Genomic DNA, 23,793 nt, shown 5'->3' with positions numbered 1-23,793 from the left:
CACAAGTTTTCGCCGTAATTTGGCCGACGCGTTGCCCGTTATTTGGCGACGTTCTGAAAGGGTCATTCTTATCAATAGCTTAATATGGCTTCTCAAACTGGCATGACCCTTGAATGTGTCATGTCAGTCGCTGCTCTTGATCAGGCAGTGATCCAGGAGAATCGGCCCCGAGCCGAGCAACAAAGGATGGGAAGCCAGATGAAAATTGTAATGGCCATTATCAAGCCATTCAAGCTGGATGAGGTGCGCGAAGCCCTCACCGCTGTCGGTATCCAAGGCCTTACCGTGACCGAAGTAAAGGGCTACGGACGCCAGAAGGGACACACGGAAATCTACCGTGGGACGGAATATGCGGTCAGCTTCCTGCCGAAGCTGAAAATCGAGATCGCGGTTCCGACCGACCTCGTCGAAAAAGCCGTTGAAGCAATCGCCTCTTCCGCCAAGACCGGCCAGATCGGCGACGGCAAGATCTTTGTCTATTCGATCGAGCAGGCCGTGCGCATCCGCACCGGCGAAACCAATACTGAAGCGCTGTAAGAACGGCTGACAGGGGAGTCTTCAAGCTATGCAATTCACCAAATTTTCCACTCTCGGGCGCCTCGGTGCCGCGGCTGCGGCCTTCGCCGCGCCCGCCGTCGCCTTTGCGCAGGACGCTGCCGCACCGGCAGTTGCTGCCGCGGCCGCGGTCCCGGTTGCCGACAAGGGCGACACCGCGTTCATGTTCATCTGCACGCTTCTCGTGCTGTTCATGCTGATGCCGGGCATCGCCCTGTTTTACGGCGGCCTCGTCCGCACCAAGAACATGCTGTCGGTCCTGATGCAGTGCACCGTTGCCGGCGCCGCCATCATGATCATCTGGGTCACCTACGGCTATTCCTTTGCCTTCGGCGGCAGCACCTCCGCCTTCTGGGGTGGTACGGCGAAAATGTTCCTGTCGGGTGTCAACATGGACTCGACGGCTGCAACCTTCTCCGACGGCGTGGTCATTCCGGAATTCATCTTCGTGATGTTCCAGATGACCTTTGCGGCTCTGACGCCTGCACTGATCATTGGCGCCTTCGCCGAGCGCATCAAGTTCTCGGCTTCGATCCTGTTCTGCATCCTGTGGGTTACCTTCGTCTACTTCCCGATCGCCCACATGGTCTGGGACGCAAACGGCCTGATCTTCGGCTGGGGCGCGCTTGACTTTGCCGGCGGCACCGTCGTTCACATCAATGCAGGTCTTGCAGGTCTGATCGGTGCGATCATGGTCGGCAAGCGCACCGGCTACGGCAAGGACATGATGGCTCCGCATTCGATGACGCTGACGCTGGTCGGCGCTGCAATGCTCTGGGTCGGCTGGTTCGGCTTCAACGCAGGCTCCAACCTCGAAGCTTCGGGCGGCGCAATGCTCGCAACGGTCAACACCTTTGTTGCAACCGCTGCAGCCGTCCTCTCCTGGTGCGTCGTCGAAACCTTCACCCGCGGCAAGGCTTCGCTGCTCGGTGCTGTCTCGGGCATGATCGCCGGTCTCGTCGCCATCACGCCGGCTGCCGGCATTGCCGGTCCGATGGGCGCCATCGTCATGGGCCTGATCGTCTCGCCGCTGTGCTACTTCTTCGTTGCCGTCATCAAGAACAAGTTCGGCTATGACGACACGGCAGACGTGTTCGGCGTCCACGGCATCGGCGGCCTGTTCGGCGCTCTTGCCACGGGCATCTTCGCATCCGCCTCGCTCGGCGGTATCGGCTATGCCGAAGGCGTCACGATGGGCGGTCAGTTCATGACCCAGGTCTATGCCGTTCTCGTCACCATCGCGTGGTGCGGTATCGGCTCGCTGGTCATCTACAAGATCGTCGATCTCGTCGTCGGCCTGCGCGTCACCGTGGAAGCAGAACGCGAAGGTCTCGATCTCGCCTCGCACGGCGAAGCTGCCTACCACTCGTAAGAGGCTGCAACTGCCTCTCGAAGGCAGCGTCAATCTCTGATGGCCATCACTCAAGCCCGGGCCTTTGGTCCGGGCTTTTGCGTTTTGCCAAGCGAATTCCAGCCGATCAATCTTGGTTAAAGCCGCGTTAACCATCGCGGGGGTATTCTGCCTGGAATTGCGTGACCGGCCGAAACCTGCCGGTTCATGAAACAGGCGGTTTTTCAGGACGGCGGGCAGACAAGATGGGCAGAAGCAGTTCGGCGGCTATGGCAAATCGATCCACCCGCCTGGTACTCACGGCCTTTGTCTGGCGACAGGCGCTCGCGCTGACAGGCTTTGGCATTTTCACGCTGCTGGCGCTGGCGGTGGCAGCCCTTGCCACGTGGAATGTCGCAGATCCGAGTTTCTCCTACGCCACCGACAACCCGCCTGCCAATATCCTCGGCTTTTCGGGCGCAGCCTTCGCCGACCTGATGATGCAGTTCCTCGGGCTTGCCAGCATCTTTGCGCTGCTCCCGATCCTTGCCCTGGCACTCGCTCTGATTTCCGGGCGTCGTTACGATCGCATTCCGGCGCGGCTTGCAGCATGGGGCGGCGGCACGCTTCTGGCATCGGCAACGCTTGGCTGCTTTCCGGCACCGGCGACCTGGCCAATCCCGAACGGCATTGGCGGCGTGATCGGCGACATGATCCTGCGCTTTCCGGCTCTGTTCGTCGGCGCCTATCCGACCGGCATGGTCGCAACCGTGCTCGGCTGCATCTTCACCATTCCCTGCATTTGGCTGATGCTGTTTGCGTCAGGCTTTGTCGGCGAAGCCGTCGAGACCGAAAGCGATGACGACGATGCGCCTGTTGCCGCCGTCTCCGCGCGCAACCGGCAGGATGAGGACGATGACGGCGACGACAATGGCCTCTTCGGGGGCTTCCTGGCATTCGGTGCGCTGGCCCATTACTGGTATATCGCTCAGGCACGTCTGCGCCGTCTGACCGGCGCCAAGCCGCGGTCGCGTGTCGGTTTCGACCAGCCCTACGATTTCAACGACGACGAATTCGGCACTCTCAACGAGCCCGTGCGTGCCAAGCAGGAGTCTGCCGGTGGCAGAGGCCGGATGGAGCCCTCGCTCGATGGCGCACCGGAGCGGGTCCTTTCGCCGCGCCGGATCGTCTCGGCACCACCGATGCCCTCGCATGACGAGGATGACGACGACAACGACCCATCGCTCGATACGGCCGACAATCCGCGTCGCCCGGCCGACATCCTTTCCGACCACGGTGAGGACTTCGCGGCCTCGCGCGGTTCGAAATCTGCTGGCAACGGCTCTCCGCGCGTCGTTCCGGCGGCACCGCCTCCCAAGCCCAGCGCCCGCGTCGGTCGCGATGCGCAGGGCTCGTTCATTTCGCCGGAAGGGTTCCAGCTGCCCTCCGTGCATCTGCTGGCCGAACCGAAGGCGATTGCCCGCGATGCGTCGCTCTCGGCCGAAGCGCTGGAGCAGAACGCCCGCATGCTGGAAGGCGTGCTGGAGGATTTCGGCGTCAAGGGCGAGATCATCCACGTCCGTCCCGGTCCGGTCGTCACGCTTTACGAACTGGAACCTGCGCCGGGCATCAAGTCGTCCCGCGTGATCGGACTTGCCGACGATATCGCCCGCTCCATGAGCGCCATTGCTGCCCGTGTCGCGGTCGTTCCCGGCCGCAACGCGATCGGGATCGAGCTACCGAACCGCATCCGCGAAACCGTCTATCTGCGCGAAATGATCGGCTCGAAGGATTTCGAAACCAGCAAGGCAAAGCTTGCCATGGCACTCGGCAAGACGATCGGGGGCGAGCCTGTTGTCGCCGATCTCGCAAAGATGCCGCATCTTCTCGTGGCCGGTACCACCGGTTCGGGTAAATCCGTCGCGATCAACACGATGATCCTCTCGCTTCTCTATCGTTACACGCCGGAGAAGTGCCGCCTGATCATGATCGACCCCAAGATGCTCGAGCTTTCCGTCTATGACGGGATCCCACATCTCCTGTCTCCCGTCGTCACCGATCCGAAGAAGGCCGTTGTCGCGCTCAAATGGACCGTCCGCGAGATGGAAGAGCGCTACAAGAAGATGTCGAAGATCGGCGTGCGCAATATCGACGGGTTCAACTCGCGCGTCGAGCAGGCGATGGAGCGCGGCGAGGTTCTGACCCGTACCGTCCAGACCGGTTTCGATCGCCAGACCGGCGAGGCGGTTTACGAGACGGAAGAGTTCGACCTGCAGCCGATCCCCTATATCGTCGTCATCATCGACGAAATGGCCGACCTGATGATGGTGGCCGGCAAGGATATCGAAGGCGCTGTCCAGCGTCTGGCGCAGATGGCGCGTGCGGCCGGCATCCATGTGATCATGGCGACGCAGCGCCCCTCGGTCGATGTCATCACCGGCACGATCAAGGCCAACTTCCCGACCCGTATCTCCTTCCAGGTGACGTCGAAGATCGACAGCCGCACCATTCTCGGCGAGCAGGGTGCCGAACAGCTGCTGGGCCAGGGCGATATGCTCTATATGGCGGGCGGCGGTAGAATTCAGCGTGTCCACGGGCCTTTCGTCTCCGATACCGAGGTCGAAGAGATCGTCGCCTACTTGAAAACTCAAGGGTCGCCCCAATATCTCGAAGCTATCACGGCTGATGACGACGAGGATGGCGAGGGCGCAGGACCTGCCGGCACTTCCAACCTCTCCGACTCGGACGATCCTTACGACCAGGCGGTGGCGGTTGTGCTCAAAGACGGCAAGGCCTCCACATCCTACATCCAGCGCCGTCTCGGCATCGGCTACAACCGTGCGGCATCGCTGATCGAGCGGATGGAGCAGGAGGGCCTGATCGGCCCTGCCAACCATGCCGGAAAGCGCGAGATCCTCGTGCCGACCGAAGCGGATGTGCTGGATCGGTAAGGCCGGTAAAGCGGTCTTCAGGGGTTCGTGATCCGGCGCAAGCGGCCATCAAGACGCCGTGTTTCCACAACAGAAACACGGAAGGAGACCAGAATGACAGAACAAAAGACCACTCTTTCCAAAAGCATGACCGGACTTCTCGGCCGTCGCCAGTTCTCGCTCGGCCTTGCCGGCGGTGTTGCCGGACTGCTGGTTGCGGGAGCGGCCAAGCCCGTTCTGGCGCAGGCCGCAGCCGGTGCCTCGGCTCAGCGGATCGCCGACCATTTCTCGTCGGTGAAGACGATGATGGGCGAGTTCGTTCAGTTCGGGCCGCGCGGTGAACAGACCGGCGGCAAGTTCTTTATCGAACGCCCCGGCAAGCTGCGCTTCAACTTCGAGGATCCGTCGCCGCTGCGCGTGATTGCCGATGGTCGCAACGTGGTCGTGGGCAACGTCAAGCTCAAGACCTGGGATATCTACCCGCTGTCGAAGACGCCGCTCAGCCTGCTCTTGTCCGAGCGCATCGATTTGACATCCGCGACCGTGCGCAGCGTGCGTGAGGAAACCGACCTGACGACGATCGTGCTCGGCAACAAGTCGATCTTCGGCGACTCGACTATCACCATGATGTTCGACACCAAGACCTTCGACCTTCGCCAGTGGACGATCACCGACGCCCAGAACAAGGATACGTCCGTGATGGTCTATAACGTCCGCAACGGCGTGGCGATGGACGAGAGAGTGTTCACCATCCCCTATGATCAGGTGAAGTAAGACATATCGACTAGGACGGATCGCTTTTGGAGGGCTGCGGAAACGCGGCCCTTTTTGCTTTTCCTGCTATGCGAAATTGCCTAGAGGTGATGCCCATCAGCGAGGGCAGGCATGACATTCTCCATCACCACCTGGAACATCAACTCGGTCCGGCTTCGCATGCCGATCGTGCAGCAGTTCATTACCCGCAACCAGCCGGACATTCTCTGCCTGCAGGAGATCAAGTGCCAGGAGCCTGAGTTCCCCTACCAGCCGCTGAGAGACCTCGGTTACGAGCATATCATCGTGCACGGCCAGAAGGGCTATCACGGCGTCGCTATCGCCTCGCGGATCCCGCTCTCGGAAGATCACCGCCAGAATTACTGCAATGTCGGCGATGCCCGGCACATCTCGGCGCTTTTCGGGACGGGTACCCGGCGCATCCGGGTGCATAATTTCTACGTGCCTGCGGGAGGCGACGAGCCGGACCGGACGATCAATCCGAAATTCGGCCACAAGCTGGATTTTGTCGAAGAGATGAAGGTTTTGCAGGCCGATGCGACGCCCGGCATTTCCTCGATCCTCGTCGGCGATCTGAATATCGCACCGCTGGAGCACGATGTCTGGTCGCACAAGCAGCTTCTGAAGATCGTCAGTCACACGCCGGTCGAGACTGAGGGCATGAAGGAGATCATCGCCAAGGGCGGCTGGCTCGATCTGATGCGCCAGTACACGCCGGAGCCGGAAAAGATTTACACCTGGTGGAGCTACCGCGCCAAGGACTGGGAAGCCGCCAACAAGGGTCGCCGTCTCGATCATATCTGGTCATCGCCGAACCTTGGCCCGTTTCTCGACCGGATCGAGGTGCTGAAGGAAGCCCGAGGCTGGACCCAGCCATCGGACCACGTTCCGGTGACGGCAGTGTTCAAGTTCTAAGGAGCAGTCGTCTCAGCGGAACCGGTGCTGCATGGCGAGTGCTGCCTTGGCGAGGCTGACGATGTTGTCGCGGATCCGGTTTTCGATCAATCGCCCCACCTGAGGGTATTCCTCCAGCAGGCGTTCGAACAGCGAGCGGCCGATCCTGAGCGTTTCGGAATCCTCGGCGGCGATCGCCGTGAACTTGCGCTCGACCATGGTCACCAGCGCGAGCTCGGATAGAAGCGTGCCGGCCCCAACCGTCTTGTCGAGACGAACGGTGCCGTCGCGGGTGGTCGAGTAAAGGTCGAAACTGCCTTTGCAGACGATGAAGGCGGATTCGGCGGGGGAACGCTCGCGAAACAGCTCCTGGCCGCCGGATGTCGAGCGTCGTTCCGCCCCGAACGCAATCAGCCGCAGTTGGTCGCCATCCAGTTCCCTGAAAAGCGGCACTTGCGACAGAAGCCGGATATCGTCGGACAGTGCCATTTTACGGGTTTGCGGTCTTCGGGGTTAAGGAACGATCTTGTATCCACCGTTTTCCGTCACCAGAATCTCAGCATTCGAGGGGTCGCGCTCGATCTTCTGTCTCAGACGATAGACATGGGTTTCCAGTGTATGCGTTGTAACGCCGGAATTATAGCCCCATACTTCTTCCAGAAGAATATCGCGTGTGACGACCTTCAGCCCTGCGCGATAGAGATAGCGGATGATCGCCGCTTCCTTTTCGGTCAGACGGATCTTCTTGCCATCGTCCGTGGTCAGAAGCTTCTGGCTCGGCTTGAACAGGTAGGGGCCGACGGTGAACGTGGCGTCCTCGCTCTGTTCGTACTGGCGAAGCTGGGCGCGGATACGCGCCAGCAGGACCGCAAAGCGGAACGGCTTCGTCACATAATCGTTGGCGCCGGCTTCGAGGCCGAGGATTGTGTCGGAATCGGTATCGTGGCCGGTCAGCATGATGATCGGGGCCTTGAAGCCGTTCTTGCGCAGAACCTTGACCGCCTCGCGGCCGTCCATATCCGGCAAGCCGACATCCATGATCAGAAGATCGACCTGGGTCGCCTTGGCGGTATTGACCGCCTTGGTTGCATTGGCTTCCTGCAGGATCGAGAATTCGTCGTAGAAGCCGAGCTGCTCCACAAGGGTCTCGCGCAGATCATCGTCGTCATCGACCAGCAGTATCGTTCTCGCCATGCAGTTCTTGCCTTCCGTAGCGCCTATTGCGTTTGTAAGACGTATCTAGGGATCTTCGATGTAAAACCCAACCCGCTATGAATTCAAACGAAATCATATTCAAAGCAAAACCTTGTGAGTGAAATGCATCGTTTTCGCGAGAAAGATCACAAAACCGGACCCGTCGTCGTAGTTCGTACCGCGCCGCGTGACCGCCGGCGTGCCATCGTGACATGCGGCGGGATCACCGTTCAGGCAGCACTGGGGCGATCCGGAACGACCGCCTTCAAGCGCGAAGGCGACGGAGGAACGCCGATTGCCGCGATGCGGATCATCAGCGGCTTCATCCGCGGCGACCGTCTTTCGGTGCCGGCCACGCGGCTTCCGCTTCGCCGCATCGGCCGCGACATGCTCTGGTGCGACGAGCCGAAGCACCCGGCCTACAACCGCCTGGTGAAGGCCCCGTTCAAGCCCAGTCATGAGGAGATGAAGCGGGCGGACGAGCTCTACGATATCTGCCTCGTGCTCGACTGGAACATCACCTCGCGCAAGCGCCACGGCGGCTCGGCCATCTTCTTCCACCTGATCCGCCCAGGCTACCTGCCGACAGCCGGCTGTGTCGCGGTTCACCCGCGCGACATGAAGCGGCTGCTGCCGTTTCTGCGCAAGGGGACGGTGGTGCGGGTTTTGGGGTGAGGCTTTTCGGATGGGCTACCGGCCGATGGCAATCGCGCCGGCCGCCACGATGAGCCCTGCCACGATGCGCTTCGGTGTGAGTGTCTCGCCGAGGAACAGCCTGCCGATGATCATCGCGAAGACCACGCTCGTTTCGCGGATTGCGGTGATGGGACCGGCAGGTCCCATGGAGTAGGCGATGATGACGACGCCATAGGCGATCAGAACGAAGATGCCGGCCAGCAGGGCCTTGCGGGTTTCCCGCTCGCGGATGTCCAGGCGCAAGCGCCCCCGCATCAGCGTATACGCGACAATCAGCAGCACGCCATAGGTGAACAGCACCCAGGCTGCATAGGCACCTGGATCGGGCAGATCGCGTACGCCGATGGAATCAACCGTCGCGTAGGTGGCGATGATCAGGCCGGTCAGCAGCGCCCACAAAATGGACGTGGTCGGCGCGCGCTGGCTGCCGGTCGAGAGGCTCATGATGCCAGCCGCTACCAGGATTACGCCGAGAATCTGGGAAGAGGTGAGCGTTTGTCCCATCATCAGGAAGCCGCCGAGTGACACCAGAAGCGGCACGGAGCCGCGTACGATCGGGTAGACCTGTCCGAGGTCGCCCAGCCGGTAGGCGAAGACGAGGAAGATGCTGTAGGCCACCTGCAGCAATGAAGAGGCGAAGATAAACCCGAGGCCTGCAGCCGTTGGCCATGGAAACCATAGCATGACCGGGAGAGCGGCGAGAATACCCGTGATGCCCATCACGGTGATCGACCACAGCCTGTCGGCGCCCGAGCGCAGGAATGCATTCCAGCTGGCATGCATGACGGCGGCGGTGAGCGCCAGCGCGATGACGGTCGGGCTCATTGCTTGGCGATCCTTCAGTCGCGCGGCAAAAGACGGAGCGGGCCGACAGGCATTGCCGGCCGATCTCCTTAAAAATCTACCGTATTGACGCGTCCCGAAAGATCAAACGTGTTTTCCTGAACCGGCTGTGAGCGCTGTTCATCGAAGCAAAAAGCCGCCGGATGCTTTCACATCCAGCGGCTTCGCTTGTCTGGCATGAAGAGCCTTCAGCCTATTTCCAGTCGCGGATATCCACGAAGCGGCCGGCGACGGCGGCGGCGGCGGCCATGGCGGGGGAGACGAGGTGGGTGCGGCCCTTGGAGCCCTGACGGCCCTCGAAATTGCGGTTCGAGGTCGAAGCGCAACGTTCATAGGGGTTGAGGCGGTCGTCGTTCATGGCAAGGCACATGGAGCAGCCCGGCTCGCGCCAATCGAAACCGGCATTCTTGAAGATCCGGTCGAGACCTTCGGCTTCCGCCTGTTCCTTGACGAGGCCGGAGCCCGGAACGACCATGGCCGAGACAGTGGGCGCCACGGTCTTGCCTTCGACCATCTTTGCCGCAGCGCGCAGATCCTCGATGCGTCCGTTGGTGCAGGAGCCGATGAAGACGCGATCGATGGTGATGTCGGTCATCTTCGTGCCCGGCGTCAGGCCCATATACTCGAGTGCGCGCCATTTGGAGGTGCGCTTGTTCTCGTCCTTGATCTGGTCCGGATCCGGCACCGTGCCTTCGATCGTGGTCACGTCCTCGGGCGAGGAGCCCCAGGAAACGATCGGGGGCAGGGCGGCTGCGTCCAGCACCACGACCTTGTCGTAATGGGCGCCTTCGTCCGTGTGCAGCGTCTTCCAGTAGTCGACGGCCATATCCCAGGCGGTGCCCTTCGGCGCGCGCGGCTTGCCCTTGATATACTCGAACGTCGTCTCGTCAGGAGCGATCAGGCCGGCACGAGCGCCACCTTCGATCGTCATGTTGCAGACGGTCATGCGGCCTTCCATGGAGAGCGACCGGATCGCCTCGCCGGCAAACTCGATGACGTGTCCGGTGCCGCCGGCGGTGCCGATTTCGCCGATGATCGACAGGATGACGTCCTTTGCCGTGACGCCCGCCGGCAGTTTGCCGTCGACGCGGACCAGCATGTTCTTCGCCTTGGTCTGCAGCAGCGTCTGGGTGGCGAGAACATGCTCCACTTCCGACGTGCCGATGCCGTGCGCCAGCGAACCGAAGGCGCCGTGCGTCGAGGTATGGCTGTCACCGCAGACGATCGTCATGCCTGGCAGGGTAAAACCCTGTTCCGGCCCGACGATATGGACGATACCCTGGCGGACATCGCTTTCGGAAAAGTATTCGACGCCGAAATCCCTGGCGTTTTCGGCCAGCGCCTCGACCTGGATGCGGCTTTCCTCGTTCTTGATGCCGAGGTGACGGTCAGGCGAGGTCGGCACGTTGTGATCGACGACGGCGAGCGTGCGCTGCGGCGAGCGCACCTTGCGTCCGGCAAGGCGCAGGCCCTCGAAGGCCTGCGGGCTCGTCACCTCATGCACCAGGTGACGGTCGATATAGAGAAGACAGGTATCGTTTTCATCGCGGGAGACGACGTGGTCGTCCCAGATCTTGTCATACAAAGTACGAGGTGCGCTCATGGCTGCGGTCCAATAAGATTGAGAATGGGTGGGGAAATAGAGGCGGCATCTTAGGCCGCGCCGGACATGTCTGCCCGGTCAGCTAAGTCGGCTGCATAGAGCGCCGGATACGCGCGCAAAAAAGCGTGACGGCAGACGCTTGTGGTCCTGCAGCACGATCATGCGGTTCGCGAGACATCCGAATTTCGATCCCATGGCAAAGGGTGTAGCAGTTTTTTGAATTCTCGGCAATTGCCTCCAGAAAACGTACATGCGAGAACGCTACTAAAGGATCCCCCTTATCGGGGGTCGGTCTGCAGCGCCTCCCGGGCCTGAAAGAGGAGACGAGAATGGCTTTGCCAGCCCAGCTTCCCGACAACGAGGCTGAACGCCTGCTCTCTGTGCGGGCCCTGATTTCCGCCGACGGACCCTCCACGCCGGAGCTCGAGGCGCTGGTGAAGCTTGCCAAGGATGTGTTCACGACGCCTTATGCGGCCGTCAACATCGTCGACGCCGATTGGCATCGGGTGGCCTGCCAAGTTGGCATTCGAACGAGCGAATGCCCGCGCGACATTTCGATCTGCTCCCGTGTCGTGTTCGACAACGAGGTCGTGGTGGTTCCCGATCTTGCCCGGCATCCGGAACTGCGCGATCTTCCTTATGTGCTGGGCGAGCCGGGTTTCAGGTCCTATGCCGGTGCGCCGGTCGCGCTGGAGCCGGGTCTTCCTGTTGGTGCCTTCTGCCTTCTCGATACGGAGCCGCGCGAATTCAGCGACCGGGAGATTGCCAATCTCATGCATTTCGCCGAGGTGGCGAGCGGTCTTTTGCGGCTGCAGAAGGCAAATCATGTGATGGGTTTTGCCGAGGAAAAGCTCCGGCTGGCCGCAATCACCGATCCGATGACCGGGTTCTACAATCGCGCGGCGCTGGTCTCGATCGTCGACGGCATGCTGGCCGATGCATTTTCGGCGCAGCAGACGGTCGGCGTTCTCTACATGGATATGGACGGGTTCAAGACGATCAACGACACGCTCGGCCATCCCGCGGGCGATGAAGTGCTGAAGCAGGCGGCGCAACGCATTACCGAATGCCTCGGTGTCCAGGAAATTGCCGTCCGGATGGGTGGCGACGAGTTCGCCGTCTTCGTACCGAACCTTGCCAATGCCAATGCGCTGGCCGGTCTTTCGGAACGCCTCGTGAAACGGTTCCGCAGCCCGTTTGCCGTGGGCAGGCATATCGTCAATGCACGTCTGAGCGTGGGTGCTGCCCTCGCACCGCATGCAGGGTCGGATCGCCTCAGCCTGTTGCAGGCCGTGGATGAAGCGCTGTACGAGGCGAAGGCCTCCGGCCGCGACAGGTTCGTCCTCAGGTCCTCCTGACGGCGGCGAATGCGGGCGATGCCTTCTATCGACGGCTTGCCTTTCTGATCCCCTGTTCCCGCATCCTCTTTTCGACTTGCCGCAAGGCAATCGACAAGCCGATCGTCAGGATCAGGTAGATATAGGCGACGATCGAATAGGTTTCGAAAAACCGGAACGAGCCGGACGCATAGATCTTGCCGGCCTGGCTGATATCGGCCACGCCGAGAACCGAAACGAGAGAACTGTCCTTCACCATGGCAACGAAGTCGTTCGAGAGGGGTGGGAAGATCACCCGTATCGCTTGCGGAAACACGACAAGGCGAAAGCGCTGACCCCGCGTCAGCCCGAGCGCCATGGCCGCTTCGACCTGGCCGCGATCGATGGACTGGAAACCGGCGCGAAAGATCTCGGCGATAAAGGCGGAATAGCCGATCGTCAGCGCAATGATCGCTCGCCACATCAGCGACAGATCGCGGACCTGCATCGGCTCCAGCCAGCCGCCGTCGACCAATGGCGTGATCAGGACATTGTAAAAACCGACGATCGCCGGTGCGCCGGCAAAGGCAATGTAGAATAAAAGCACCAGGATCGGGATGCCGCGCACGACTTCCACATAGAAGCGCGCCGCTTGCCGGAGGGCCAGGCGATCGGAAAGGCCCGCAAGGGCGATGGCCAGCCCCAGAGCGGTGGCAAGCACGAAGGCCGTGACCGTCACGAACACCGTCACCCAGATGCCGCGCGAGACGGTGGCGAAAACCTGGGCATAGAGATCGTTGACGACGATCACGGCTGCGAGCGCGAGGCCTATGACGACGACGGCTGCGAGCCACCACGGACGATCACCATCGCCGCCCGATGTCGGCAGGGTCTGAAAGGTCATCAGGTTTCGACCCTGTCCGCGGTGCCTGCCATCCTGATGGTCACTGGCCCATCTTGTAGTCGAGGAACCACTTTTTGTTCAGGGCATCCAGCGTGCCGTCGGCTTTCAGCGCGGCGATCGCGGCGTTGACGGGGGCGGCCAGATCCGATCCCTTCTTGAAGATGAAGCCGAAATCTTCGGCTCCGAGCGGGCCGCCGATCACCTTCAACCCGCCGTTCGACGCGTCGACATAGCCTTTGGCCGCGACGCTGTCGGTCAGCACGAGATCGACGTCGCCGCCTTTCAACGCCTGCACGGTTGCGCCAAAGGTCTCGAACAGCTTGATGCGCGGGTTCTGCTCGTTGCCGTCGAGGATGCTGTAGACTGACGTGTAGAAGGGCGATGTGCCCGGCTGGGCGCCGATCAGTGCGCCGTCTACGGCCGCAAAGGCCTTTTCATCGGCAAAGCGGGTTTCGTCGCCACGCACCAGCATGAACTGTTCGGAGCGCAGGTAGGGATCGGAGAAGTCGACCTGTGCCTTGCGTTCATCCTTGATGGTGATGCCGGTCATGCCGATGTCGTACTGGCCATCGGACACGGCCTGGATCATCGCGTCCCAGCTGACGTTCTGGTACTCGACCTTAAAATTCAACCGCTTGGCGATCTCGTTCATCGCATCATACTCCCAGCCGATCGCCTTGCCCGTCTTCGGATCGACGAACTGCAGGGGCGGGTAGGCGTTTTCGGTGACGACGACGACCGATCGGGCCTTCAGGTCCGGCAGGTTTTGCGCAAAAGCAGTGACCGGTGCCAGGCTTGCAACTGCGAGGGCGGCAATGACAAAACGTCTTTTCAGCATGGGGCGATCCTCAAGAGAAATATCTCAGCCAAATCTCACCAATTTCTGCGGGAAGACAAGCACAACCATTCCCTCAGACGAAGATCGCTGGGTTTGGCTTTGCAGACGCAACTGCATGGGATCGATATCAATGCCCAAGGGCAATCGCAGGCAATAAAAAAGGCGGCCAACCGGCCGCCTTTTCTCATCCCATGAAGGGAAATCTTATTCAGCAGATGCTGCTTCTGCAGCCTTTGCTTCTTCCGCAGCCTTCGCTTCAGCGGCTTCTGCTGCTGCCTTGTCGGCGGCGAGAGCCTGTGCTGCTGCGATCTTTTCAGCTTCGATGCGTGCCTTTTCTTCGACAACTGCAGCGCGCTCGGCTTCGTTCAGCTTGCGTGCGCGCGTGCCGGTGTTCTCGACGATACGAGCCGACTTACCGCGACGATCGCGCAGGTAGTACAGCTTGGCGCGACGGACGCGACCGCGGCGAACGATTTCGACGCCTTCGACGAGCGGCGAGTAGACCGGGAATACGCGCTCGACGCCTTCGCCGTAGGAGATCTTGCGAACGGTGAAGCTTTCGTTGATGCCGCCGCCGGAACGGGCGATGCAAACGCCTTCATAGGCCTGTACGCGGGTACGGGTGCCTTCCGTCACGCGGACGTTGACGCGGACGGTGTCGCCCGGGGAAAATTCTGGAAGCGAGCGCTTGGCTTCGATCTTGGCGACCTGTTCGGCCTCAAGCTGCTGGATGATGTTCATGTGTCAAACCTCAGGTTTTTCTGAAACAGCCAGAGCGCTCTTAGGATCCGTTGGTCAAAGCCTCTGGATCTGCCTTGCGGCAGAGCGTTTCGCCATTCTTTGTTGCTGGCAGACGGGACAGTTTTCCCATTTCCGTTCGCGCCATTACACGAAAGGCATGCGCTTGTCATCGGGCATGCCGCAATTTTGTGGCGATCGGTGGCGTTTTCGCCGCTTGCTGCCTCTCTATAGCAGGTCTAAAGGCTGACCGAAAAGAATTCGGGAGGATTCATGTCGATCACCATGGTGGTGCTGTTGGCCGCTGCCGGCTTTTTCTCGGGCGCCGCCAACGCGATTGCCGGCGGCGGGACGTTTCTCGTCTTCGGCGCCTTGACGCTTGCCGGCGTGCCGCCGATCTCGGCCAATGCAACATCGTCGATCGTGCAGTTTCCGGGCTATGTCACCTCGACGCTTGCCTATCGCCGCGAGATTGCCAGCCACTGGCGAAGTGCTTTGGCGCTCGCAATCGTCTCCGTCATCGGCTCGATTTTGGGAGCGCTGATCCTGCTGGCGCTCGACAATGACGCGTTTCGCCAGGTCGTGCCGTGGCTCCTGGGCGCCGCGACCGCCGTGTTTGCGGCAGGCCCATGGCTTAAGCCGAAAGCCTCGTCCGAGCGCCCTGCCAACTCGCCGCTTTCGGTCATCGGTCAGTTCCTGACATCGATCTATGGTGGGTTCTTCGGGGCCGGAATGGGGATCATGATGCTGGCGGTGCTGGGTATGACGACCGGCGGCAGCTATCACCATCTCAACGCGCTGAAGAACATGCTGGCGGCGCTGATTGCCGGCGTCGCGATCGTCGTCTTTGTCGGCGGCGGCGTGATTGCCTGGCCGGAAACGATCATCATGATGCCGGCCGGCGCGCTTGGCGGCTATTGCGGCGTGTGGCTCGCACGGCGCGTTCCGCAGGCAGTGCTGCGCTGGTGCGTGGTGGCGGTCGGCGCAGGCCTCACCGTCTACTATTTCGTGACCGGCTAGCTCTCGTTCAGCAGGTCCGGGCGGCGTTCCCGAGTAAGCCGCAGCGACTGTTCGAGCCGCCATTTCTCGATCGCGGCATGGTTGCCGGAGGTCAGAATAGCGGGGATTTCCCGGTCTTCGAAGACCTGTGGGCGGGTATAATGCGGATGTTCGAGCAGGCCGTGCTCGAAGCTTTCGTGGGTGCCGGACAGGGCATTGCCCATCACGCCCGGCAGAATGCGCACGACGCTATCGAGCAGGGTCAGGGCTGCCGGCTCGCCGCCCGAAAGGATATAGTCGCCGATCGACACTTCCTCGAGCTGGCGTGCATCGATCACCCGCTGGTCGACGCCTTCGAAACGTCCGCAGACGATCACCACGCCCTCGCCATCGCCAAGCTCGCGAACGCGCTTCTGGCTGAGCGGCTTTCCGCGCGGGCTCATCAGCAGGCGGGGGCGGCTGTCGTCCGCGAGGGAATCGATCGCCTTTGCCAGAATATCCGCCCTCAGCACCATGCCGGCGCCGCCGCCGGCCGGCGTGTCATCGACGGTGCGATGCTTGTCCTCGGCGAAATCACGGATCTGCATCGCTTCCAGCGACCACTGCCCGCGTTCCATTGCCTTGCCGGAGAGGGAAAAGCCGAGATGGCCGGGAAACATTTCCGGATAGAGGGTGAGCACCGTGGCGCGAAACGGCATCGCGGTCACTTGTCCTTGCGGGGAAAATTCGAGTTCGCGCCGTCTTCGTCCGTGTTTTCGATCAGGCCCGCAGCTTCGGGATCGATCAGGATCTTGCCGCCTTCGAGATCGATCTCCAGAACGGCTGCCTCGGTAAACGGAATGAGCGACGGACGACGGCCGGGGCCTTTCAGCTCCAGGAGATCGCCGGCGCCGAAATCGAACACGGCGCTGACCGTGCCAAAGCTCTTGCCGTCCTTGTCGACGGCTTCCAAGCCCTCGAGGTCGGCGTAATAGAATTCGTCGTCGTCCAGTTCCTCGTCCGGCAGGTTGTCACGGTCGACGAACAGCTCGATGCCGTTCAGCGCTTCTGCATCCTCGCGGCTGTTGATACCGCGGAAGCGGACGATGACGACTGTTTTCGCTTCGCGGATATCGAGGATCTCGAAGACGCGGCCGTCCGCGGTGTAAAGGTTGCCGTAGTCGCCGAGCGCCGTCGGATCCTCTGTAAAGGATTTCACCCGCACCTCGCCCCGCAGGCCCTGGGCAGCGCCGATCGTTGCCATCAGAACTGGGTTTTCGAGCTTGGTCATGCGGGAAGGCTCCGGTTTCTTCGCGCCCATTTAAGCGCAACACAGTGAAATGAAAACAGTCTCGGCGGAATGAAAACAGCAAAACGGGCGGTGCGTTGCCGCACCACCCGTCGAATCAAAAGAAGCGGATCTTATTCCGCGGCAGCAGCTGCCTTGGCGTCTTCGATCTTCTTTGCGCGCTCGGCAGTGCGTTCCTGAGCCTTCTTGCCCGGCTTTGCCTTTTCCGGGTTGCTCTTGGCATCGCGCTGGCCAACGCCGGCTTCTGCGAGGAAGCGCAGAACGCGGTCGGTCGGCTGTGCGCCGTTGTCGAGCCAATGCTGAACGCGCTCTACGTTGACTTCAACGCGCTTTGCGTCGTCCTTGGCAAGCATCGGGTTCCACGAACCGACCTTTTCCAGGAAGCGGCCGTCACGCGGCGAACGGGCGTCAGCAACGACGATCGTGTAGTAAGGACGCTTCTTCGAGCCACCACGGGCAAGACGGATCTTCAAGGGCATTGTATTCACTCCTAGGTTTGTCTGGGCCGCCGTCCCGGCGGGCCGTGTCGTTATTGTTTAAGCAGTTTCCTTACCGCCGTGTTCGGCGGCGATGGCTTCATGATGCCGGATGACTTCCTTGATGACGAAGTTCAGGAACTTCTCGGCGAAATCCGGATCCAGATGAGCGTCGTCCGCCAGACGGCGAAGGCGTTCGATCTGGTATTCCTCGCGCGCCGGGTCTGCCGGCGGCAAATCGTATTGGGCTTTGAGGACGCCCACTTCCTTGGTGCAGCGAAAGCGTTCCGCCAGCATATGCACCAGTGCCGCATCGATATTGTCGATCGACTGGCGGTAGCTTGAAAGCTTTGCCTTGATCTCAGGGTCAACCATCGCGTCCTCCCCTCACTTCTTCTTGCCAGGCAGGCCGGGAAGACCGGGGAAGCCGCCGAGGCCGGGGAGCTTTCCGCCGCCAAGACCCGGCATTCCACCGCCGAGACCCGGCATGGAGCCAGGCTTCATGCCGGCAGCTTCAGCCTGCTTCTGCAGGGCTTCCAGCTGCTTGGGATCGAGCTTGGAAAGATCGGGCATGCCGCCCATTCCACCCATTCCGCCGCCCATGCCACCAAGACCCATCTTGCCGGCAAGGCCGCCCATCATCTGCTTCATCATGCCGCCCTTGCCCTTGCCGCCCATCATTTTCATCATGTCGGCCATCTGGCGGTGCATTTTCAGCAGCTTGTTGATTTCGGACGCGTCCGTGCCGGAGCCGGCTGCGATGCGTTTCTTGCGGGAGTGCTTCAGCATATCCGGGTTGGCGCGTTCGGCCTTCGTCATCGAGCCGATGATGGCGATCTGGCGGTCGAACATCTTGTCGCTCATGCCGGACGCGGCAAGCTTGTCCTTCATACCGGCCATGCCGGGCATCATTCCCATGATGCCGCCCATGCCGCCGAGCGACTTCATCTGGCGCAGCTGGTCGGCGAGGTCGTTCAGGTCGAACTTGCCCGACTGCATCTTCTTGGCCATCGCCGCGGCTTTTTCCGCGTCGATGTTTTCAGCTGCCTTTTCGACGAGGCTGACGATGTCGCCCATGCCGAGAATACGGTCGGCGATGCGGCGGGGATGGAACTCCTCGAGTTCGTTCATCCGTTCGCCGACACCGATCAGCTTGATCGGCTTGCCGGTGACGGCGCGCATCGAAAGTGCTGCACCGCCGCGGCCATCGCCATCCATGCGGGTCAGCACGAGGCCGGTAATGCCGACGCGTTCGTCGAAATTGCGGGCCAGATTGACGGCGTCCTGGCCAGTTAGTGAGTCGGCGACCAGCAGGATTTCATGCGGATTGGACTTCCGCTTGATTTCCGCCATTTCGGCCATCAGCGGTTCGTCGATATGCGTGCGGCCGGCGGTGTCGAGGATGACGACGTCGTGGCCGCCGAGCTTTGCAGCCTGCACGGCGCGCGCGGCGATATCGGTCGGCGACTGGCCGGCGATAACAGGCAGCGTATCGACGCCGGTCTGGACGCCAAGCTGGCGCAACTGTTCCTGAGCTGCCGGACGTCGCGTATCGAGCGACGCCATCAGCACCTTTTTCTTTTCGCGGTCGGTCAACCGCTTGGCGATCTTGCCTGTGGTCGTGGTCTTACCCGAACCCTGCAGACCGACCATCATGATGACAACAGGGGCCGCGGCATGCAGGCTGATGCCGACGCCTTCGGTCCCGAGCATTTCGACCAGTTCGTCATGGACGATCTTGACGACCATCTGGCCGGGCTTGATCGATTTCAGAACCTCGGCGCCGACGGCCTTTTCGCGAACCTTGTCGGTAAAGGCGCGCACCACTTCCAGCGCCACGTCGGCTTCCAGAAGCGCACGGCGAACCTCGCGCAGGGCGGCGGATACATCCGCTTCGCTCAATGCGCCACGGCCGGTCAGTCCATTCAGAATGGAGCCAAGACGGTCCTGGAGGTTTTCGAACATCGTGTATTCCTTCTTCGTTTCCGGGTGCCCAAAAACGTCGGTTCTTTCGCCGGCAAATACAAGGCACCAAGGAGTACGCAAAGCCAAATAGCACCCGAGGGCGCCACGCGCTGTCGGGTGTTGACCTCCGGGTTTCCGAATAGTTCGGCTCCCGGTCGGCGGCTCCAAGTTCTCGGACTTGTCAGCAGATTGCCGGGCTTAAACAGGAAATGGGGGTGGAAGTCAAGGCGCGCCGGGGTTTTGCCGCGGGCGAGGGCGTCCGCTGACGAGATGCCGGAGATCTGATGTTGCCGCAAGCTTCCGCCCGTGCGCGAATTGCCGTATTCTATAGGGGATATATGCGTACCTAGATAGAGGTGGCCTTGATGGCGCAGCTCTTGCAAACCCTGGTGATCGAACAGACCTCATGAAACGTCGCAATTTTCTCAAATGGTCCGGGATCGGCGCAGTGGTAGCCCTTGCCGGCGGGTTGACCGCAAGAGGTGCCATGGCAGCCAACAGCTATTATTCCGGGCCGGTATCCGATCACTTCGACGGAACGCATTTCTTCAATCCCGGCGGAGAGGAGCCGCGCGGAACTCTCGATCTCCTGCGCTGGAAGTTCGGCAACGGCAATATTCCCTGGCCGGACACGTTTGCCAGCCCGTTTCCGCAGGCCGTGCCGGAGACGCGCGTGACCGGCAATCGTCTTGTCGTCACCATGGTCGGCCATGCGTCGCTGCTGATCCAGGTTGCCGGCGTCAATATTCTGACCGATCCGGTCTGGTCGGAGCGTGCCAGTCCGGTCTCCTTCGCCGGGCCCAAGCGGGTCAATCCGCCGGGTATCCGCATCGGTGATCTGCCGCCGATTGATATCGTGCTCGTTACCCACAATCACTACGACCACATGGATCTCGAGACGCTGTGGGTGCTTGAGGGCCGCGACAAGCCGCATTTCATCACACCGCTCGGCAATGATGCGATCATCCGCTCCAAGGTGCCGGATGCGAAGATCACGGTCATGGACCGGGGCGGCAGCGAGACCGTCGCGCCCGGCGTCGTGTTTCACTGCGAGCCCTGCCATCACTGGTCGGCGCGGGGTCTCGGTGACCGGCGCAAGGCGTTGTGGGCGGCCTTCGTGTTTGAAACGCCGGCCGGCAAGGTCTATCATGTGGGCGATACCGGATTTCACGAGGGCGTCAACTATCGCGCCGCGGGCAGTAAGCATGGTCCTTTCCGCCTCGCGAACCTGCCGTTCGGCGCCTATGAGCCGCGCTGGTTCATGAAGGCGCAGCATCAGGATCCGCAGGAAGCCGTCGAAGGTATGCAGCTTTGCGGAGCCTCCTTTGTTGCCGGGCATCATTGGGGCACGGTCAAGCTGACGGACGAGGGCATCGACCAGCCGGTCGAGGCGCTGTTTGCGGCGCTCGACAGTCGTGGTATTGCGCGTGAACGATTCCGGCCGATGCGGGCAGGTGAGGTTTTCGACGTTCCGGCGTGACGGAGCTTGACGAGCCGCTCCACAGTTTGCTTGATGCGGAAACATGAGTGAATGGGGCAAGATATGCAGATCGAACTGGACCGCCTGACGGACGCTACTCGCATCCAGCGCCTCAAGGCGCAGACAGCGGGTACGCATGATACGCTCGACAAGCGGATCATGCGGGCGGAGCCATTCGCCAATCGCGAGCGCTATGCCTTGTTTCTCGACGTCCAGCATCGGTTTCACGCCGATGTCGCGCCGCTTTACGCGGCCGCCGAACTCAACCGGCTGCTGCCCGGCCTTGCCGAGCGTTGCCGGCTGGAAGCGCTTCGCCATGACATTGCGGATCTCGGCGGCGTGCCGGAACAGCTGGGATCGACGACCGGCCCCCTCAATCCTGCGACCGCGCTCGGCTGGCTCTACGTCGCCGAAGGCTCCAATCTCGGCGCTGCTTTCCTGCGCAAGGAAGCAGCAAAGCTCGGGTTGTCGGACGATTTCGGTGCGCGGCATCTGGCCGGCCACACGGACGGCCGCGGCCTGCACTGGCGCAATTTCGTTTCGGCCTATAACGAGCTTCTGCTGACCGAGGCGGAGGAACTCGAGGCGGCCGAGGGTGCCAGGGCGGCGTTCCGCCGGGTGCATGCGCTGGTCGACCAGATCTTCGGATGACACGATCGGATGATGGCGCTCGCCGCACAAGTTGCGCGCGCTACTGGCAATTCATGGCGTTTTCCGCCATATACGGCCGATGACCGGTAAATTACCGCACGGGTTGGCAATCATGGCAGAACAGGTCGAATTTGCGCGCATGAACGGGCTTGGCAACAAGATCCTGGTCATCGACATGCGCGGTCGCATCGACAAGGTTACGCCGGAAGCAGCCGTTGCGCTGAACGCGGATGCTGCGACCCAGTTCGACCAGATCATGGCGATCCACGATCCGAAGATAGCGGGTGCCGATGCGTTTATCGACATCCTGAACTGCGACGGCAGCAAGGCGCAGGCCTGCGGCAACGGCACGCGCTGCGTCGTGCAGGCCTTGAGCTCCGAGACCGGCCGCAAGGTTTTCACCTTCCAGACTGTCGCCGGCATTCTCAATGCCCGTGAACACGAGGATGGCACGATCTCGGTCGATATGGGCAAGCCGGCCTTTGCCTGGGACAAGATCCCGTTGTCGGAAGAATTCTACGACACCAGCCGGATCGAGCTGCAGATCGGCCCGATCGATGCGCCGATCCTGCATTCGCCGTCTGCGATGGCGATCGGCAATCCGCATGCGATCTTCTGGGTTGATCGCGATCCCATGAACTTCGATCTGGAACGGTTCGGACCGCTTCTCGAAAACCATCCGATCTTTCCTGAAAAGGCGAATATCACGCTGGCGCAGGTGACATCGGAAACATCGCTGCGCACCCGCACATGGGAACGCGGCGCGGGGCTGACGCTTGCCTGCGGCTCCGCCGCCTGTGCCGCCGGCGTGTCCGCTGCGCGCACCGGCCGCACGGGTCGCACCGTGACCATCGACGTTGCCTCAGCGCCCACCCGGCAGCCGCTCGTCATCGAGTGGCGTGAAGACGATCACGTGGTGATGACCGGCCCTGCGGAATGGGAATGGTCCGGCAAGGTCGATCCGGTCACCGGTGAATTTTCGCGTGACGAGGAAGTCGGGCAGGGCGCTTACCAAGGGGCGAAGGTCCATTGAGTGGCGTCGAGGTCATCACCTTTGGCTGTCGGCTGAACACCTACGAATCGGAAGTGATGCGGGCGGAGGCCGAAAAGGCCGGGCTCAACAATGCCGTGCTGGTCAATACTTGTGCGGTAACGTCCGAAGCGGTGCGCCAAGCCCGCCAGACGATCCGCCGCGTGCGCCGTGACAATCCGCATGCCCGTATCGTCGTCACGGGATGCGCCGCCCAGACCGAAAAGCAGGCGTTTGCCGACATGCCCGAAGTGGACATGGTGCTCGGCAACGAGGAAAAGCTGAACAGCCAGTCCTACCGCGCGCTTCCGGATTTCGGCGTGTCGTCGGAAGAAAAGCTGCGCGTCAACGACATCATGAGCATCAAGGCGACGGCGCCACAGATGATCCGTCATATCGACGGTCACGTGAGGGCCTTCATCCAGGTCCAGAACGGCTGCGACCATCGCTGCACCTTCTGCATCATTCCCTACGGTCGCGGCAATTCCCGTTCGGTGCCGATGGGCGCGGTCGTCGAACAGGCGCGCAGGCTTGTCGAAGGCGGGTATCGCGAGATCGTGCTGACCGGCGTCGATGCCACCAGCTACGGCGCCGACCTTCCCGGCCAGCCGACGCTCGGGCTTCTTGCGAAGACGCTTTTGAAGCAGGTGCCTGAGATCCTGCGGCTGCGGCTGTCGTCGATCGACAGTATCGAAGCGGACAACCACCTCTGGGATCTGATCGCCGACGAGCCGCGCTTCATGCCGCATCTGCATCTTTCCCTGCAGCATGGCGACGACATGATCCTCAAGCGGATGAAGCGCCGCCACAGTCGCCGCGAAGCCTTGGACTTTGTCGAACAGGCACGGCGCTTACGGCCCGAGATCGCATTCGGCGCCGACATGATCGCCGGTTTTCCGACCGAGACGGAAGAGATGTTTGAAAATTCGGCGACGCTTGCGCGAGGCGCCGGCATTTCCTTTCTCCATGTTTTCCCCTATAGCCCGCGTCCCGGAACGCCGGCCGCGCGGATGCCGCAGCTCGACCGGGCACTGGTCAAGGAGCGCGCCGCGCGACTTCGTGCAACGGGTGAAGCGTTGCATAATGCCCACCTCGACCGCATGGTGGGGACCGAACAGATCGTCATCGTTGAAAACAACGGCCTGGCGCATACCGAAAACTTTTCGCTGGTCGCCGTGCCGGGGCTGGTTCCCCGGGACATCCAGCGCATTATGATAACTGGCCATAACGGCAAACATCTCGACATGCGGGTCATGGCCGCTCCCGCCACAGAGCGGGCGGCCTGACCG

24 protein-coding genes are annotated in these 23,793 nt (G+C 61.5%); 12 read left to right on the top strand and 12 right to left on the bottom strand.

Annotated elements, in window-relative coordinates; genetic code table 11:
* The first annotated feature begins 186 nt into the window (after nt 1–186).
* From IFT66_RS13450 to IFT66_RS13430, 5 genes are all read left to right on the top strand, one after another.
* On the top strand, nt 187–537 hold the full coding sequence (locus IFT66_RS13450) for a P-II family nitrogen regulator (RefSeq protein WP_062462263.1): 351 nt from the start codon (nt 187–189) through the stop codon (nt 535–537).
* Nucleotides 538–565: 28 nt separating this feature from the next.
* Complete coding sequence (locus tag IFT66_RS13445; protein WP_192077869.1) at nt 566–1,927, top strand: ammonium transporter; 1,362 nt, start codon at nt 566–568, stop codon at nt 1,925–1,927.
* Between the two features lie 224 nt (nt 1,928–2,151).
* Nucleotides 2,152–4,836 carry an FtsK/SpoIIIE family DNA translocase gene (locus IFT66_RS13440; RefSeq protein ID WP_192077868.1) on the top strand — a complete coding sequence of 895 codons (2,685 nt, stop codon included), beginning with the start codon at nt 2,152–2,154 and terminating at the stop codon, nt 4,834–4,836.
* 93 nt (nt 4,837–4,929) lie between these two features.
* Nucleotides 4,930–5,589, top strand: coding sequence for an outer membrane lipoprotein carrier protein LolA (locus IFT66_RS13435; protein ID WP_062581593.1), 660 nt, complete (start codon nt 4,930–4,932; stop codon nt 5,587–5,589).
* 111 nt (nt 5,590–5,700) lie between these two features.
* The gene (locus tag IFT66_RS13430) at nt 5,701–6,504 is read left to right on the top strand and encodes an exodeoxyribonuclease III (RefSeq protein WP_192077867.1); all 804 of its coding nucleotides are present in this window, start codon (nt 5,701–5,703) and stop codon (nt 6,502–6,504) included.
* 12 nt (nt 6,505–6,516) lie between these two features.
* On the opposite strand, the gene IFT66_RS13425 is transcribed toward IFT66_RS13430, so the two are convergent.
* Together IFT66_RS13425 and IFT66_RS13420 are read right to left on the bottom strand one after the other, a co-directional pair.
* Entirely contained in the window at nt 6,517–6,972 is a 456-nt protein-coding gene (locus IFT66_RS13425) for a cyclic nucleotide-binding domain-containing protein (protein WP_062581597.1), read from the bottom strand.
* A 24-nt stretch (nt 6,973–6,996) separates the two neighbouring features.
* On the bottom strand, nt 6,997–7,677 hold the full coding sequence (locus tag IFT66_RS13420; RefSeq protein ID WP_062462280.1) for a response regulator transcription factor: 681 nt from the start codon (nt 7,675–7,677) through the stop codon (nt 6,997–6,999).
* Nucleotides 7,678–7,800: 123 nt separating this feature from the next.
* On the opposite strand from IFT66_RS13420, the gene IFT66_RS13415 reads away from it, so the two are divergent.
* Complete coding sequence (locus IFT66_RS13415) at nt 7,801–8,352, top strand: L,D-transpeptidase family protein (RefSeq protein WP_192077987.1); 552 nt, start codon at nt 7,801–7,803, stop codon at nt 8,350–8,352.
* 15 nt (nt 8,353–8,367) lie between these two features.
* On the opposite strand, the gene IFT66_RS13410 is transcribed toward IFT66_RS13415, so the two are convergent.
* Entirely contained in the window at nt 8,368–9,198 is an 831-nt protein-coding gene (locus IFT66_RS13410; protein ID WP_192077866.1) for an EamA family transporter, read from the bottom strand.
* 211 nt (nt 9,199–9,409) lie between these two features.
* Nucleotides 9,410–10,819 (bottom strand): 3-isopropylmalate dehydratase large subunit, encoded by a 1,410-nt coding sequence (leuC, locus tag IFT66_RS13405; RefSeq protein ID WP_174197170.1) that lies wholly within the window; start codon nt 10,817–10,819, stop codon nt 9,410–9,412.
* 329 nt (nt 10,820–11,148) lie between these two features.
* Here leuC and IFT66_RS13400 point away from each other — a divergent pair, with 329 nt between their 5' ends.
* Nucleotides 11,149–12,177, top strand: coding sequence for a sensor domain-containing diguanylate cyclase (locus IFT66_RS13400; protein ID WP_062462292.1), 1,029 nt, complete (start codon nt 11,149–11,151; stop codon nt 12,175–12,177).
* 25 nt (nt 12,178–12,202) lie between these two features.
* Here the strand turns inward: IFT66_RS13400 and IFT66_RS13395 are convergent, their stop codons facing one another.
* The 3 genes from IFT66_RS13395 to rplS form a co-directional block, all read right to left on the bottom strand.
* Entirely contained in the window at nt 12,203–13,039 is an 837-nt protein-coding gene (locus IFT66_RS13395; RefSeq protein WP_113111702.1) for an amino acid ABC transporter permease, read from the bottom strand.
* A gap of 40 nt (nt 13,040–13,079) precedes the next feature.
* A complete protein-coding gene (locus tag IFT66_RS13390) occupies nt 13,080–13,877 on the bottom strand; it encodes a transporter substrate-binding domain-containing protein (protein WP_192077865.1) in 798 nt (265 codons plus the stop codon).
* A gap of 204 nt (nt 13,878–14,081) precedes the next feature.
* Nucleotides 14,082–14,618, bottom strand: coding sequence for a 50S ribosomal protein L19 (gene rplS, locus IFT66_RS13385; protein ID WP_062462300.1), 537 nt, complete (start codon nt 14,616–14,618; stop codon nt 14,082–14,084).
* A 270-nt stretch (nt 14,619–14,888) separates the two neighbouring features.
* Here rplS and IFT66_RS13380 point away from each other — a divergent pair, with 270 nt between their 5' ends.
* Complete coding sequence (locus tag IFT66_RS13380) at nt 14,889–15,635, top strand: sulfite exporter TauE/SafE family protein (RefSeq protein ID WP_062462303.1); 747 nt, start codon at nt 14,889–14,891, stop codon at nt 15,633–15,635.
* On the opposite strand, the gene trmD is transcribed toward IFT66_RS13380, so the two are convergent.
* From trmD to ffh, 5 genes are all read right to left on the bottom strand, one after another.
* Nucleotides 15,632–16,312 (bottom strand): tRNA (guanosine(37)-N1)-methyltransferase TrmD, encoded by a 681-nt coding sequence (trmD, locus tag IFT66_RS13375; RefSeq protein ID WP_092660922.1) that lies wholly within the window; start codon nt 16,310–16,312, stop codon nt 15,632–15,634. The two genes, IFT66_RS13380 and trmD, sit on opposite strands and share 4 nt — an antisense overlap.
* 5 nt (nt 16,313–16,317) lie before the next feature.
* On the bottom strand, nt 16,318–16,884 hold the full coding sequence (gene rimM, locus IFT66_RS13370; RefSeq protein WP_192077864.1) for a ribosome maturation factor RimM: 567 nt from the start codon (nt 16,882–16,884) through the stop codon (nt 16,318–16,320).
* Between the two features lie 131 nt (nt 16,885–17,015).
* Nucleotides 17,016–17,381, bottom strand: a complete 366-nt coding sequence (gene rpsP / locus IFT66_RS13365; RefSeq protein WP_062462306.1) for a 30S ribosomal protein S16 — start codon at nt 17,379–17,381, stop codon at nt 17,016–17,018.
* 57 nt (nt 17,382–17,438) lie between these two features.
* A complete protein-coding gene (locus IFT66_RS13360; RefSeq protein ID WP_062462309.1) occupies nt 17,439–17,753 on the bottom strand; it encodes a chorismate mutase in 315 nt (104 codons plus the stop codon).
* 12 nt (nt 17,754–17,765) lie between these two features.
* Entirely contained in the window at nt 17,766–19,343 is a 1,578-nt protein-coding gene (gene ffh / locus IFT66_RS13355; RefSeq protein ID WP_113165678.1) for a signal recognition particle protein, read from the bottom strand.
* 406 nt (nt 19,344–19,749) lie between these two features.
* Here ffh and IFT66_RS13350 point away from each other — a divergent pair, with 406 nt between their 5' ends.
* The 4 genes from IFT66_RS13350 to mtaB all read left to right on the top strand — a co-directional run bounded on the left by IFT66_RS13350 (nt 19,750) and on the right by mtaB (nt 23,790).
* Complete coding sequence (locus tag IFT66_RS13350) at nt 19,750–20,823, top strand: MBL fold metallo-hydrolase (protein ID WP_192077863.1); 1,074 nt, start codon at nt 19,750–19,752, stop codon at nt 20,821–20,823.
* Nucleotides 20,824–20,886: 63 nt separating this feature from the next.
* Nucleotides 20,887–21,474: a biliverdin-producing heme oxygenase gene (locus tag IFT66_RS13345; protein WP_092659269.1), complete on the top strand. Its 588-nt coding sequence runs from the start codon at nt 20,887–20,889 to the stop codon at nt 21,472–21,474.
* A gap of 112 nt (nt 21,475–21,586) precedes the next feature.
* A complete protein-coding gene (gene dapF, locus IFT66_RS13340) occupies nt 21,587–22,507 on the top strand; it encodes a diaminopimelate epimerase (RefSeq protein WP_192077862.1) in 921 nt (306 codons plus the stop codon).
* A complete protein-coding gene (gene mtaB, locus IFT66_RS13335) occupies nt 22,504–23,790 on the top strand; it encodes a tRNA (N(6)-L-threonylcarbamoyladenosine(37)-C(2))-methylthiotransferase MtaB (RefSeq protein ID WP_192077861.1) in 1,287 nt (428 codons plus the stop codon). The genes dapF and mtaB overlap by 4 nt, the downstream gene beginning before the upstream one ends.
* The last annotated feature ends 3 nt before the right edge of the window (nt 23,791–23,793 follow it).

The sequence above is a fragment of the Rhizobium sp. CFBP 13726 genome, from assembly GCF_014841925.1.
Taxonomy (GTDB): Bacteria; Pseudomonadota; Alphaproteobacteria; order Rhizobiales; family Rhizobiaceae; genus Neorhizobium; species Neorhizobium soli.
This window is presented reverse-complemented; position numbering and strand designations above follow the sequence as displayed.